At 62.3% G+C, this 13979-nt stretch carries 15 protein-coding genes; 7 read left to right on the top strand and 8 right to left on the bottom strand.

The features are described from left to right. Window positions 1-6 precede the first annotated feature (6 nt). A complete protein-coding gene (locus AAFG13_RS12805) occupies window positions 7-1494 on the bottom strand; it encodes a DUF4173 domain-containing protein (protein ID WP_342712213.1) in 1488 nt (495 codons plus the stop codon). Between the two features lie 245 nt (window positions 1495-1739). On the opposite strand from AAFG13_RS12805, the gene AAFG13_RS12800 reads away from it, so the two are divergent. Further along, window positions 1740-3044, top strand: coding sequence for a glycoside hydrolase family 3 N-terminal domain-containing protein (locus AAFG13_RS12800; protein ID WP_342713326.1), 1305 nt, complete (start codon window positions 1740-1742; stop codon window positions 3042-3044). A 10-nt stretch (window positions 3045-3054) separates the two neighbouring features. On the opposite strand, the gene AAFG13_RS12795 is transcribed toward AAFG13_RS12800, so the two are convergent. The 3 genes from AAFG13_RS12795 to AAFG13_RS12785 form a co-directional block, all read right to left on the bottom strand. Then, window positions 3055-4209: an OpgC domain-containing protein gene (locus AAFG13_RS12795; RefSeq protein WP_342712212.1), complete on the bottom strand. Its 1155-nt coding sequence runs from the start codon at window positions 4207-4209 to the stop codon at window positions 3055-3057. A 166-nt stretch (window positions 4210-4375) separates the two neighbouring features. Continuing rightward, the gene (locus AAFG13_RS12790) at window positions 4376-4651 is read right to left on the bottom strand and encodes a hypothetical protein (protein ID WP_212310257.1); all 276 of its coding nucleotides are present in this window, start codon (window positions 4649-4651) and stop codon (window positions 4376-4378) included. 161 nt (window positions 4652-4812) lie between these two features. After that, complete coding sequence (locus AAFG13_RS12785) at window positions 4813-5451, bottom strand: XRE family transcriptional regulator (RefSeq protein ID WP_092115615.1); 639 nt, start codon at window positions 5449-5451, stop codon at window positions 4813-4815. A 127-nt stretch (window positions 5452-5578) separates the two neighbouring features. Here AAFG13_RS12785 and AAFG13_RS12780 point away from each other — a divergent pair, with 127 nt between their 5' ends. The 5 genes from AAFG13_RS12780 to AAFG13_RS12760 all read left to right on the top strand — a co-directional run bounded on the left by AAFG13_RS12780 (window position 5579) and on the right by AAFG13_RS12760 (window position 9696). Then, on the top strand, window positions 5579-6139 hold the full coding sequence (locus AAFG13_RS12780) for a GcrA family cell cycle regulator (RefSeq protein WP_212310256.1): 561 nt from the start codon (window positions 5579-5581) through the stop codon (window positions 6137-6139). Between the two features lie 95 nt (window positions 6140-6234). Then, window positions 6235-6810, top strand: a complete 576-nt coding sequence (locus tag AAFG13_RS12775; RefSeq protein ID WP_342712211.1) for a DUF6456 domain-containing protein — start codon at window positions 6235-6237, stop codon at window positions 6808-6810. Window positions 6811-7171: 361 nt separating this feature from the next. Continuing rightward, window positions 7172-7594 (top strand): GFA family protein, encoded by a 423-nt coding sequence (locus AAFG13_RS12770; RefSeq protein ID WP_212310255.1) that lies wholly within the window; start codon window positions 7172-7174, stop codon window positions 7592-7594. Between the two features lie 295 nt (window positions 7595-7889). Continuing rightward, the gene (locus tag AAFG13_RS12765) at window positions 7890-9152 is read left to right on the top strand and encodes a CoA transferase (protein WP_342713325.1); all 1263 of its coding nucleotides are present in this window, start codon (window positions 7890-7892) and stop codon (window positions 9150-9152) included. A 361-nt stretch (window positions 9153-9513) separates the two neighbouring features. Continuing rightward, on the top strand, window positions 9514-9696 hold the full coding sequence (locus tag AAFG13_RS12760) for a hypothetical protein (protein ID WP_092115610.1): 183 nt from the start codon (window positions 9514-9516) through the stop codon (window positions 9694-9696). A 23-nt stretch (window positions 9697-9719) separates the two neighbouring features. Here the strand turns inward: AAFG13_RS12760 and AAFG13_RS12755 are convergent, their stop codons facing one another. The 4 genes from AAFG13_RS12755 to AAFG13_RS12740 are packed head-to-tail and all read right to left on the bottom strand — an operon-like array spanning window position 9720 to window position 12844. Continuing rightward, window positions 9720-10040, bottom strand: coding sequence for a cupin domain-containing protein (locus AAFG13_RS12755; RefSeq protein ID WP_212310254.1), 321 nt, complete (start codon window positions 10038-10040; stop codon window positions 9720-9722). Next, window positions 10037-10792, bottom strand: coding sequence for a YqcI/YcgG family protein (locus tag AAFG13_RS12750; RefSeq protein WP_342712209.1), 756 nt, complete (start codon window positions 10790-10792; stop codon window positions 10037-10039). Before AAFG13_RS12750 ends, AAFG13_RS12755 begins: the two co-directional genes overlap by 4 nt. A gap of 25 nt (window positions 10793-10817) precedes the next feature. Beyond that, window positions 10818-12110, bottom strand: coding sequence for an MFS transporter (locus AAFG13_RS12745; RefSeq protein ID WP_342712208.1), 1293 nt, complete (start codon window positions 12108-12110; stop codon window positions 10818-10820). Further along, window positions 12110-12844, bottom strand: coding sequence for a hypothetical protein (locus AAFG13_RS12740; protein WP_249131648.1), 735 nt, complete (start codon window positions 12842-12844; stop codon window positions 12110-12112). Before AAFG13_RS12740 ends, AAFG13_RS12745 begins: the two co-directional genes overlap by 1 nt. Window positions 12845-12886: 42 nt before the next feature. Between AAFG13_RS12740 and AAFG13_RS12735 the strand changes: the two genes are divergently transcribed. Beyond that, a complete protein-coding gene (locus AAFG13_RS12735) occupies window positions 12887-13906 on the top strand; it encodes a DJ-1/PfpI family protein (RefSeq protein ID WP_342712207.1) in 1020 nt (339 codons plus the stop codon). Window positions 13907-13979: the final 73 nt, after the last annotated feature.

The following is a 13979-nucleotide window of genomic DNA, read 5'->3' as shown; positions in this document are numbered from 1 at the left end:
CTTCGGCTACCCCGGCGCGTTGCTCTGCCGCCCGTCCAGGAAACGCTGAAGCCGCCAGCCGCGAAAGCTCCAGCCGCGCCATGAGGCCATCTGCTGGCGTTGCTGTTCTACAAGGCTATTGCGGCGAGAGACAAGGACCGGGTTGGCGTAACGCAGTTGGATCGCCTGGTCGATGGCCGGAAGCGCGTTCGGGCCGAGCTGGATCAGGTAGTCCATATCCAAACTAACGGCGCTGCCCGAGGCTTCGCGGCTGTGACTGACATTATAGTCGGCGACGACGGCGGCGAAATTGATCAGAGAGCCGACATAGAGCACGATGGTCAGTACCAACAGATTGCCGCGGACGAGCCATTCATTCGATGCCCGCAGGGCAATGCGCACCAGAATCAGGATCAGCCCGACGGCGACGAGCAGCATCCAGACGAATGCCGCGACGCGCCAGTAGGTGAGCAGATAGGTTTGGACATAGAGATCAAGCCGGAGCATTGAGGAGATCACCAGTAGAACATTCTGCCCGACCCAGAGGTAGACGAGCGGTCGGATCACCCGCGATTGCTCGGCCGGGCCGCCCGGCCGCATCGCGACCAGAACGAAGGCCGCGGCCAGGAGCGCCGTGACAATCAGCGGATAGGCGCCACGGTGGGCGTAGGACGCGTAAGTGATGGCGGCGGGAAGCGTTGCGTTGCCCCAGAGATAGATCGCATCGAGAATTGTCTGAATCGAAAACAGCAAGTTGAACAGGATCAGAGAGCGCAGGATGGTGCCTGCGCCGAGCAAGTCGATGAAATGATCGGGTTCAGCTGGACCCTGCGCGGAAGATCGCGGTCCGCTGGCCGCGACATTGGTGTAGCGCCGCCATTTGACATGGACGAATGGCCAGACGAGCGCCAATACGAGGATCCAGAACAGCGTGCGACCGAGGCTGAGGCTGGCCGCGGGATTGCCGGGGTTCAGCTGGCTGATCCATACCTCCAGCACCGGATTGGCTGCGACGAACAGAAAGACAAACACGGTTCCGAGCAGCAGCGGCACGAACCATAGGATGAACCCCCTGGTGAGGCCCGGCAGGTCGAATGCGCTGACGACGTCCCGAAACAACCTGAAAGGGCTGATCAGAAGGAGATCCACCAGCGAGGCAGCTCCCCTGATTACGCTGTCGAGACAGGGATTGGTCGTCAGAGCAAGCGCGGTGCCGAGCGCAAGAATGGCGAAGGCCAGCGAGACTGCGTTGACCTCCTCCAGGGCAGGGAGTAGCCCGGCCACAACGATCGCGCCGGCGATCGGCCGCCTGTGGCGAGCGACGTGACCGACGTTGGCGGCCAGTGACACGCTGGCCAGCGCGAAGGCGAAGAGGACCACCGAGAGTCCGGCATTCTGATCATAGAACAACCAATCGGCCAGCGCGGCGAGCGCAAGCGCGGCGGCGGCCTTGGCCGGCGGCAAACCATTGGCAATCGAAGGGGTCTCGGCTTCCGGTGACTCTAGGCTTGTCATCATGACCTCAGGACTGAAGGACGTATGGACTTCGGCGGTCGCGCTGAAGTCATCGACGGGTGTGCGAACGCGATCCTGGTTGCGGCAGGGCGCACCTTGGGTTGGCCGCGTGCAGACGGCGGGAAGGCGATCAGCAGGAGTTCAGGATTGTTATGCAGATTGCGTGCAGAGCGGTCTTATCCACTCGCTGCGGCGAGTCCGGTCTGATACGGACGATACGTTCGGTTCGTTCACCCGTCGTCTCCATGCAAATCATCAAGCGCGTCGGCATCGCCCTGGCCTGGATCTTCGGGCTCGTATTCGTCTTGGCCGGCGTCAACAACAACGATCCGTATCTGGTCCCGTTGCGCGGGACGGGCAATCTTCTTCTTGTGCTCGCAAGCATCGTCGTCGCGTTCATGCTGGTTCGCGGCGCCACGTGGCGGGGGCGGACGCGGTCAGGAAGGCTCCTGGTGATCCTGTGGTGTCTGCCGCCGCTCGCGATGCTCGCCGCGCATGGTGTGTTCGAGGTGCGGAAGCACCGCGTTCTCCAGACTGAGCCGGTCCTCGCGCGGTCGCTGGGGCAGCATTTTATCGTCGGCTATCGGTCGTTCGACGAGGTCGCACCGCTTGTGGAGAAGGGGTTCGTTGCGGGCATCTATGTCGCCCGGCGCAACATAGCCGGCAGGACGGCTGACGCCTTGAAGGCGGAGATCGCCACACTGCAGGCGAGGCGGCGGGCCGCGGGGCTGCCGCCGCTGATGGTCGCGACGGATCAGGAGGGCGGCATCGTTTCGCATCTGGCACCGCCGCTCACGAGACTGCCCGCACTGGCCTCCCTGGCCGAGCTGGCGCCGGATGAGCAAAAGGCGAAAGCCGAGGAGTTCGGGCGCACCCATGGGCGCGAGCTGGCATCGCTTGGCATCAACCTGAATTTTGCCCCGGTGCTCGACCTGCGGCCGGCGGCGAAGCACAACCGGCTCGATTTCAATACGCTGATCAATCAGCGCGCGATCTCCGATGATCCGGCCAAGGTGAGCGCGATCGCGGGCGCCTACATCCTTGGCCTCGAGTCCGCGGGCGTCAATGCCACCGTGAAGCACTTTCCGGGATTGGGCCGCGTGCGCGCCGACACGCATCATTTCAACGCCGATCTCGATACGCCGGTCAACGAACTGCAGGCGACGGACTGGCGCCCATTCCGCGATGTGCTGTCGTCGACCGATGCGCGCCTGATGGTTGGGCATGTCGCGGTGAATGCGCTCGACCGAGGGCGGCCGGCGTCGCATTCAAAGGCCGTGGTCGGCGGCCTGATCCGGAAGAGCTGGAACTACCAGGGCATCGTCATGACGGACGATCTGGTGATGGGCGCGATCTATCAGCACGATGTCTGCACCGCAGTCGTTGAGGCGTTGAACGCGGGCGTCGATCTGTTGCTGGTCGCCTATGACGGGTTGCAGTTCTACCGCCTGTTCGCTTGCGCGACGGATGCAGCTGCGCGAGGGGGCGTCGACACCGCCATGCTGCACGACAGTGAGACGCGGCTAAGGCGCGCGCTGCTTGTCGACTAGATCGATGGATTCAGGAATGAGCGCCGACCGCAGATTTGTTGTCCTGCTGCTTCGACCACGAGACGTAGTAGGCGACAGCCGTCATCGCCGCGAGACCGGCGAGGCTGACCGCGACCTGCCTTGTCAGTGAGTAAGGGCCGGTGATCAAAATCAGGTGCGCGGCGAAGGAGAGGAACACGCCTGCACAGAACACGGCCAGCCATTCCTCGCCGCACTTGATGATCGGCTGCAGGGCGTAAGATCGCAAATATCCCCAGTCGCGCGGCACCAACCAGGTGAACAGGAATGTCAGGGTCAGGAAATGCAGGATGCGGTGAGGTGCGACATCCTCCCGGTCGTTCTGCAGCAGCATGTCGCTCAGTCCGCTCGGCATCATTTGGGCGAGTGCGGGGATATCGCTACTGGAGACGATCGTCAGCGCGAACAGCAGGTACAGCAACGCCGTGGCGCGCAGCGCGGCAACGGCCTGCATCGCGCGGATCGCGGGTGCATAGCGCGTGCCGATGAGCGCGAGCCAGCCACCCATTACGAACAGCAATTGCCAGCAGAACGGATTAAGGTACCAATCTCCGTACGGATATGAAGTCAGGTTCCAGTCGAACACGCGGGCGGTAGCGTAAAGCGCCACTGACGCGAGAAGCGTTGCATTCGGCACGTAGAGCAATCCGAGTACGACGAACGGCTGGAAGGCCATCAGGGCGATAGTGAGTTGCAGCACGTCGAGATTGAGGGGTTTGGCCTGCAGGAACAAGCCGTAGATCAGCGTCCGGATCGGGTGGTCGATGAATCCGGTGATGTTGAACTCGCTGATGATCTCGGGCGCCGCGGTCCGCGTGGCGACATAGCTGATCAACTCGACATAGATCACGAACAGGACGATATAGGCAGCATAGAGCTGCCATACGCGCTTGAAGATCCGGGTCGCAGCCACCACGAATCCGCGCTCCAGCGCCATCCGGGCGTAAATGAGCGTCACCGCATAGCCGCCGATGAACACAAAAAGATCGGTCGCGCCGCTAAAGCCGAAATTGCGCATGGTCAGCGCACTGACGACGTTGTGCGGCACGTGATCCAGGAACAGAAACCAGTTTGCGATGCCAAGCAGCAGTGCGATCCTGAGATCGCCACCGGCTCTCGCGATCTCGGCGTTTGTTGTCGAAGTCATCTGAAGGTGAAATCTGCCGGCCCGAGAAAACGAGTTCGCGAATCTAGTGGGAACCCACGCCCGGTCCGAATAGACTCTGCGTGAACCCTATCTAGTCTGTTTCGGGTTCCGGCCAAGTGGCCGGTTCAAGAAAGATCACGTTTTCGCAATCACCGCGTGAGCGCGGTCAGACCGGCTCGTGTTTGCGCAGGTCGCGGGCGTGATCCAGTGTACTGGCTTGCAGGTTCGCGCCGGTCGGGGCGACCTCCGGCAGGGCAGCCTCCGCGAGGATATCGTCCGTGATATCCTCGACCGAGCACTCGGCAACCTCGTGGATGAAGCTGATGTTGGTGTATTCCCCCGACGCGACCCGTGAGATGACCTCGCGCCGCGTCATTTCGGGATCGACGATCGCCTCGCGGCCACGGCGGCCATAGTCGATCATCACAACAAAATACTGCATTGCCTGGCGGTTCGATGCGTTGACTTTCGTTGTCCATTATTTCCGATAATCGGAATTGTGTCAAGGGAAATTGACGATAATCGGAACTCGGGCGCGGTCGCACCAACCGATTCGGGCCGAAGGCACCCGAATCGGTCAGGCCAGCCCCTGAAGCCGGGCGGCTATTTCTCGGACGACCGTCCGCCCTGCGCCCGGGCTGATTTGCGGCCCTTCGCCGCCGTCTTGCCGCGCAGCCTTTCGATCTGGCCGCGGGGCAGGGTGACGCAGATCTCGCCGATCCATTCGAGCTTGACGCCGTTGATCGGCTTGGCATTGAAGCTCTTGAGGTTGACCGTGCCGGACGAACTGCCCCGCTCGATCGTCTTCAGATAGCGCTCGCCGCTCTTCAGCCGGACCGCAGCCTCCTCTCCGTAGAAGCTCGACAGCGGATAGCGCTGCTCGCGATACACCACGATGACATCGCCGTTCTCGTATTTCGGCAGCATCGAATCGCCCGAAACCTCGAAAGCGACGGTTTCCTCCGTCATCGGGAAGGGAAGCTCGATCTCGCCGAGACCCTCCGGCGGGACCTGCTCAAGTTCCGGCTGGATCGAGGCGCCGGCGCCGACCCGGCCCACGATCGGCACCGCGTTCAGCTCCAGATATTCCATGATCGGGGCGATCTCCGATGCCTTGATCAAGCGGATTCCCGACAGGATTTCGGACACCGCCCCGGCCCGAACCCCCATTGCGCGGGCAAGCCCGCCCTTGCTCTTTCCCGTCTTTTCCAGAGCTCGTTCGATAAGTGCCGCGTCCAGCATGTTTCATCCTCTCCAAAGCTGGACATACTCTTACCGTTACGATTATCAGAATTCAAGCTTGACTTTTTCTTCTGAATATCGGAAGGTGTGCGAGGCGCCGGCGGAATGACAAAAATGGGAATTTGGAATGGATATGGTGAACTGGCTGCCGGAGCATTCGGCTGCCTTGCAGGACCTGCGCGCCCGCGGCTTGTCCTATTCGGAAATCGCTGACACGATCAACGCAACCTTCAGCACGGCCTATACACGCAACGCGGCCCTCAGCCGGGCGCAGCGCATGGGGCTGGCGGGCCTCGATCGGCCAGAGCCGTCCCTGCCAGGGCATCTCGATCCACCCAAGCCGGCCTTGCCGGAGCCACCGAGGATCGGGCGCCTGCGTGAAGGGCGGGCCGAGCTCAAGCCCGATCTGCTTCGCTGGCCGAAAAGCTTCACCGAAACGGTGGAGCTGCCCCAACTTCGTTGCGCGGCGGTCGCGCCACGGCACCTTTCACTGTTCGACCTCAAGCGCGGAGACTGCCGCTATCCCTATGGCGGGGATGCCGACGGCGAAACCATGACCTTCTGTGGTCACCCGTGCCGGCCGGGCGCGAGCTATTGCACGCCGCATTTTCACCTGAGCCGCGATCCCGAGGCATCGACGAGGCCGGTACTGAACGACGCCTGGCTTCAAGCCATCGGGGCCATCTGAGGCCGCTCACCTCCCGACCGATCGATGTCGGTCCACACAACCACGGTCGCGCGGACGCCGCCGCGCGCTTTCATCACACATTTCGGAGGTCACCAATGCCGCGTGCAAAACGCCGGAAACCGTACGATCCCGCTGGAACACATGATCGGCGCTCCCAGGATCTGCTCGTCAACGCCGAGGTGGCGACCGTCGAGATCGACGATCCCCTCGCGCTCGAGCCGGGCGAGAAGATCGTTGCCTTTCGCTCGATACGCAACGACCCGCTCGGCCGGTTGCATGCACACCGGCAGATCGACGACACACAGTACCGGAGCGGCCGGGCCTTCCAGAACGATTGGGAGAAGGCCGAGCGCGGCCCTCGCGCGGTGGATACGACGCGTGAATATGTTGACGGCGGTCAGCAACGAGAGCCGATCACGGAGGGACAGCGCCAGGCGACCTTGCGCCTGAATCGTGCCGAGCATGAGCTTGGTGCCGACGGTTCGGCGCTGGTGCACGACGTCCTGATCCTCGGCATGACCATGGAGCAGCTGGGGCAGCGGCGCGGCTTGCGTACGCAGCGCTGGCAGGACTATTTTGCGCGGCGCCTCAAGGAATGCCTGGATCGGCTGGCGCTGATGTACGGGCTTGCCACGCCGAACAAGGTTCCGGTGAAGCACCGTCAATGCTGATCTGAAGTGATGTGCTCACGTGCCGGGTGCCGCTCAGGCATCTGGCGCGGCAGTGATTCATCATGTTGCGGCACTGTGCTTTGCCTCACACTGAGCTCATCCCTATCTGCGTCGAAGACGGTCGACAGCAGCGCGGACTCTCATGTAACTTCGCTCGCGTCGACGACCTGTCTGCATTGGAGCGCAGCGTGATTGCCTCCCGTGCGAGGAATGGTCTGTACGTCCACAAGGGAGTTCGCAGCGGCTATGCCCGCCTTGATCTTATCCTGCATCGTGAACATCACGAGTAACGTGGGTCGATGCCGGCGCGGAGTCTGATCAATTCACCCTCCGATCAATTCACCCAAGGGAGAACCGAGCGATGAATCACACTGGAACCTGCTTTTGCGGCGCCGTCGAACTCAAGGTCACCGGGGAGCCTGAGGCGATGGGCTACTGCCACTGCCGTTCATGCCGTTCCTGGTCCGGCGGCCCAGTGAATGCGTTCAGCCTCTGGAAGCCCGAGGCGGTCGAAGTCACCAAGGGCGCCGATCATGTCGGGACGTTCGAGAAGACCGCGATGAGCCAGCGCAAATACTGCACCAAGTGCGGCGGTCACCTGATGACGAACCACCCGACGCTTGGGCTCGTCGACGTGTTCACGGCGACGATCCCGACGCTGAAGTTCAGCCCCGGCGTTCACGTCAACTATTCCGAGGCAGTGCTGCCGATACGCGATGGCCTGCCGAAGCTGAAGGACTTTCCGGCCGAGTTCGGCGGCTCCGGCGAAATGATCGCCGAATAGTGCGACGGTTCTCGAGCGGGTGGCGACGAAGCGTCGCTACCCGCCGATGTCCATTCTTCCGCTCGCCTGACGCGCTGACGGATCCGGTATCCGGCGGGTTTCCTTGACATTCGAATCGTTTGACCGTGTCGGCACTGCGGGACCCCCTTGCCGGTGACAGCCATGTCAGGCGAAGGTCCCGCCCTGCAAAATCCGGGTTTGGTTCTGGTGACGGGCTTCCGCTAAAAGGCAGGCAGTGCCGGTCCTGGCAAGGGCCGTCGTATTTCGCCTGACAAAATAACAGAGGAAGCGTCAGATCATGACCAAACCAGAGTTGCCAGGGCGCGCGCCGCGCGGGGAGGGAGTTCCGACGGCGCTCGATGGCCTGCTGGTGGTCGACTTCACCCGCGTCGTCGCCGGCCCGGCCTGCACCCAAACGCTGGCCGATTTCGGGGCCGAGGTCATCAAGATCGAGAATCCGGACGGTGGGGACGACACGCGAGCTTACGAGCACGCTGAAATCGGCGGCGAAAGCGCAGCGTATCTGAGCCTCAACCGCAACAAGCGCGGCATTGCGCTCGATTTCAACAATCCGGCCGCGCTCGAAGTCGCGCGCGCGTTGGTTGCCAAGGCAGACGTCGTGGTGGAGAATTTCTCCGGCGGCGTGATGAAGAAATTCGGTCTCGACTATGCGTCGGTGTCGCCGTCCAATCCGCGGCTGATCTATTGCTCGATCTCCGCCTATGGCCGCAAGGGTGATTTCGCGCTGCGCCCGGGCTTCGACCCGATTACGCAGGCCGAAAGCGGCTTCATGTCGCTCAACGGCTTTCCGGATGGCGAACCGGTGCGCACCGGGCCACCGATCGTGGACATGGCAACCGGTATGTCGGCCTGCAACGCCATCCTGCTCGCCTTGATTGCGCGGGATCGGCTCGGTCGCGGGCAGCAGGTCGAGGTCGCGTTGATCGACACCGCAGTGTCGATGACCGGCTTCTACGGCATGGCCTATCTCATCAACGGCAACAACCCCGGCCGTTTCGGCAACTCACCGAACGGTTCGCCGACCGTCGGCGTCTACCGGGCGTCCGATGGTCCGCTCTATATGGCTTGCGCCAACGACCGGCTCTATCGCCGGCTCGTGACCGACGTACTCGATCGCCCGGATCTCGTCACCGACCCCGAGTTTGCTCACCGCAAGGCGCGGACCGCCAACAAGGAGAAGCTGCGCGCCATCATCGCCAGCGTGTTTGCAAGCGACACGCTCGAGCACTGGATGGCAAAGATGAAGAAGGCCAATATTCCGGTTGGCTATCTGCGTACGGTCGAGGAAGGCTTCAACGCACCCGAGGTGCGCGATCGTCATCGCCTGAGCAGAATCGCGCATCCGACCGCCGGCTCGGTTCCGAACATCGAGTCGCCGGTCAATATGAGCCTGACACCTACGGTCGATCCCGTTGCGGCTCCGCTGCTCGGTCAGCACACCCGGGATGTGTTGAGCAAGACGCTTGGCTACGACGACCGGCGCATCGCCGCTTTGGCCGAGGCAGGCGCGTTCGGCAAGCCAGGTAACACCGGCTAGCCGTTTGGTCTGAACCAAAGATCAGATAAGCGCTAACCACCTGACCTGAGGCGAGAGGGAAGCCTCTCGCCTCGCAAGATGTCGTTCAGACGTCGCGGGCCCCCACCGCGTGCCGGCGGCCTTCGACCCGGAACTGGCCCGTTCAGGACCTCAGTTCGGCTTGCTGCGCAAGTTGTTCCTTGGCATACTTTCAACTTCCTCGGGCTCCGCCCGATCAATCTCGAGACGGGCCATCCGGAGTATGAGGGTTGCCGTGGTCAGGCCAAGGCGTTCGGCCTCTTGCGCTGCGGTGTCGACCTTCTGGGCCAAGCCTTCACGTTTACCTGGGTATGCCATTCGTAATCCTCACTTAAGGTGCGAGATGAAAAATCCCACATACGTTGCAGAGCTGCAGAACAAGCTCGGAGCTCCATCGAGCGAAACACTGGAAAGCCTGCGACTGTTGAAGGCTTTCCTTCGACTTGCGCCCGACCAGCGTTCCGAGGTCATCGAGCTGGTCGAACGTTTGGCGGTTGAGCCGCCGCGCGATCCCTCACTGTCCTGAGGTGTTCGCGTTTTTCCTGGATATCAGTTGTTCATTGACCTAGCGGGCGGCTGTGTCGCGATCACGTAGATTGCACCACCCTCGAGCGCTTCGGATTGATGCCGGGTGCCGGCAGGCAGCAGGATGGTGTCGCCGGCACCGACGACCCGCTCACCGCCGTCCCAGATGAAGTTCAACCGGCCGCTGATGATCATCAGGATTTCATCGACCGGATGGGTATGGAAGTGATGCACCTTGCCGGCTGCATCATGCTGCAGCTCGACGGACCCCTGGGCCGGGAGCAGGTTGAGAATCTCCGGATCGATGGCAAATTCGGTCTTCGTGCCCGCAATGATTTGGGTCATGCTGCCTGTTCCTTGTTCGCGATAGCTGGCGTCTTGTTCTGCGCGAGCTTGGCAAAGGGGCAGCCTCCGCTCGCATTGTTGTCGTCGTGCAGGAAGTACTGCAGATATTCGCGGCCATCGGTCGCGCCGTAGCGGCCAAGAAGCGGAGAGGGGCTCGCGCTGTCGTACGGGATCAGGCGCTTGCGCACCTCGGCGAATGCGGCAGTCGCGGCCTTTTCCGTCCCGAGGATCTTGTCGAACACCCAGCGCGGCTGGAACGTGAGCATGAAGGCGCTGGATCGGCGGCTCTGGCGCATCACATGAGCGGGCGTCGTGCACACGACGAAAATGGGCTCACCGGCAAACGAGAACTCCCACATCGGGTGGTCGATCTGTTCCGGAATCTCTGATGGCCACGGGTTCTTGTCCAGGCGTGCGAGCTGGTCGAGCGTCAGCCACATCTTGCGATAGTAGGCATCGAGCGTCTGCACGGGGCGGGGACGCGTGAACACGATCAACGAGGTATTGGGGCCGAACGAGCGCGCCTCTGAGACATATTGTGCGAGCTGCTCGCCGAGCACAGCAACGTCATACGGGTCGAGGAAAAGATAGCGGAGCTGATCCTGGCGATGTCCGGTCACCCCGAACACGCAAGGGAACGGCCTTGCCTCGCTGCTCATCTGCGCTTCAAACTCGGAGAACATCACGCTCTGCCAGCTGCTGACCGGAAAGTTTGACGCGACTTCACCTTTTCTCAAGAACAAGCGCTCCATAACACCCCCTACACTCATAACGACACTAACGGGCTATCAACTTGCTTCTCATCAATAGCGGCCCGGCAATGCCCGGCAGCGACATGAGAAGGAGAATGACGATCAAGGCGCTGTAGCCGCCGTCACCGATCGCGGCCGTGTTGTGCACGGCGTCGGTTCCGGAGGCGTTGCTGGCTGCAAGCATCGCAAAGCCGATGATCGGCTGCGAGACGCCGGCGAATATCCCGGCAGCAGTGGTGTTCACAGAAGCGCCGACACCGATCAGTTCGGAGGTGTAGAGCTTCTTCACGCATTTCAGCACCAGCGGGACGGTGCCGCCGGCGACGAGCCCCAAGGCCGTGAACACGACGGTGACGTAGGCGAGACCAAATGTCCGGGCGACCTGCGGCAGCAGCATCGCGATCAGCAGCATGCGCAACACGCAAATGCCGATCAATGCGCGGTCGAGCGCCGCCGCGGCACGATCGGCGGCGTGACCCAGGAAGATCGAGCCGAGCGCATTGCCGATCATGAAGGCGAGCAGCGGCGTGCCGGCGGCCGTCGGGGAGATATGGAAGAAGTGGGCGACCATCGGAATGCCCCAGACGCCCGACAGCGTCGTCACGACCGCGAAGTGCGACGCAAACGTCATCGCACAGCCCCAGTTCGCGATATGGGCCAGCGATTGCCGCGCAGCGATCACGACGCCCTTCAGCGTCTTGTTGCTGTGCGATGCCGGATCAGGCTTGAGCGCGAGCTTGGCGTAGGCGAGGTTGGCGAGGCCAATGCAGGCGATGAACAGGAAGCAGGCCCGCCAGCCAAACCCCGAGACGGCGGCTGCGAGCGGCGTGGTCGCGATCACGCCTCCGACATAGCCGGAGACCTGCGAAATACCCGACATCATGCCGAACCGCTCATCAGCGAAACTTTGTGCCACGAGCTTCAGGAGTGCCGTGAAGACCAGTGCATCGCCGCAGGCGACAATCAGGCGCGCAGCAAAAACGTCGAGCAGGTTCGGCGCCAGCGCGAACGCTGCGCTGCCGAGCGATGAGGCGATCATGCTGAGGAGGACGACGCGCTTGACGCCGTAGCGGTCGACCAGAAGGCCGGCCGGAATCTGCATCAAGGTGTAGCCCCAGAAATAGCTCGAGGCGAGCATCGCAACACCGGCCGCATCGGTGTTGAAGTCGTGCAGGAAACTGAGGCTTACCGATTGCGGTGACACGCGCTGCAGGAAGGCAATGGCGTAGGCGATGGCCACCGCCGTCCAGGCGAGATAGGCGCGGTCGGTGAAGCGGGTCGTCGGGGCGTAAACGGCTTGTTGTCCGAGCATCGACATCACACCCTCGCGTAACCCACAGAGAACAGGGCATCCGCTGAATTCGGAATCTTCCGCGACATCGCAGCATCGACCAGCGACGCGGTGCCACGATAGGCCTGCCGATGGTGTTTAATGTGGCCGTAAGCGCCACGCATGATCATGTCGGGCAGTTCGAGCGGCTTGCCCGGATAGAGTGAGGTGCACATCTCGACACAGGCCGCCTGCAACGCAGAGTCCTGCGCATCATCGAGCAACGATGGAGAAACTTTCTCGCAAATTTTAGCGTTCGCTGCCCAGACGATCGGATTGCGGGTCCGCCAGCCGTAGAGCACGTTGCCGTCGGCCCTCTCGGCGGCGCCGGAGCATTTCAGAACTTCCGCCGTAAAGAAGCCGTAGAGGCCGCGGCCCTGATGCGCCGGGAGTACTTCTGTCCCGCTGCGATAAATTCCAAGTCCGGCCGACATCTGCAGGATGCGGTAGACCGAGAAGGCCACGAGGCCGGAGCCGTCATAGACGAGGATCAGGCTGTACTTCTGGTCGAAGGGTGAGGAGGTTGCCGTCCAATGCGGCTCGGTGGCCTGCCAGTTGACGGCAATGATGCCGTTCATGGCGTCCATCAGCGGCTGGCGGTCGCGGGCTTCGACCCGGGAGGCATTGGGTAGACTGTAGATCGCGTAATCCGCCCAAGGCGATTTGATCGCCTCGTATCCGCTGCCCAGATTTCGCGACATGGCAGAACTCCAGAATTCCATTGCAAGCTATACAGGGCAGCCTCGAATGGCTTAAAGGACAATATGCCCTCGAAAACTGCCAAGCCGCCCCGGCCCGAGCCGCGCGACAAGAAAGCGACACGGCGGATCGCGATCGTTGCCTTTCCGGGCGTGACCTTGCTTGACATCTCGGGGCCGGCTCAGGTGTTCGCGGAGCTGGAGGCGATCGAACTGCCCGGGCCGGACTATTCGCTATCCTATCTGTCGACTTCAGGCGGCTTGGTGCCGACCGATGTCGGTATGATGATCGACACGGCGCCGATCGCCAGTGTTGCGCCCGCCCAGGTCGACACGCTGGTAATCCCCGGCGGGCCCGGTATCTGGAAGATCCGCAACGACGCCGAGTTGATGAACTGGATTACGGAGGCGCTGCCGAAGGCGCGCCGTATCGCATCAGTCTGCCTCGGCGCGTTTGCGCTGGCCTGGACCGGGATCCTGGACGGCAAGCGTGCTGCAACGCACTGGCGCTATTGTCCGCGTTTGCAGGACAGCTTTCCCGACATCCGCGTCGAGCCCAACGCGATTTTCGTCAAGGACGGACATGTCTGGTCGTCGGCGGGTGTCAGCGCCGGCATTGATCTGGCGCTCGCAATGATCGAGGAGGATTTCGGCCACACCATCGCGCTCGATGTTGCGCGCAGACTTGTGGTGTTTCTGAAGCGGCCGGGCGGTCAGAGTCAGTTCTCGACCGTCCTTGCGGCCCAGGCGTCGGACGTCGAGGGACGCTTCAGCGCGCTGCATGCCTGGATCATCGAGAACATCACGAGCGACCTCAAGGTCGAGACCCTCGCGGAAAAGGCCGGGATGACGCCACGCACCTTTGCCCGGACCTATGTCAGCCGCACCGGCATGACACCTGCTAGCGGTGTCGAGGCGCTGCGCGTTGAGACCGCGCGCTTGCTGCTCGAAAGCCGCCAGATCGGCGGCGTGGTCGAGGTTGCCAAGCGCGCGGGATTTGGCGACGACGAACGAATGCGGCGGGCCTTCCTGCGCCACCTCGGCGTGTCGCCGACCGAGTACCGAAACCGGTTTTCGGGCAGCTAGCGCGTGTCGGACGGCTCAGTTCGGAGCCGGCCGCTTCGTTTCGAAACTCGATCCATCTCACAAGCGAATAGCT

The sequence above is a fragment of the Bradyrhizobium sp. B124 genome (assembly GCF_038967635.1).
GTDB lineage: Bacteria > Pseudomonadota > Alphaproteobacteria > Rhizobiales > Xanthobacteraceae > Bradyrhizobium.
This window is presented reverse-complemented; position numbering and strand designations above follow the sequence as displayed.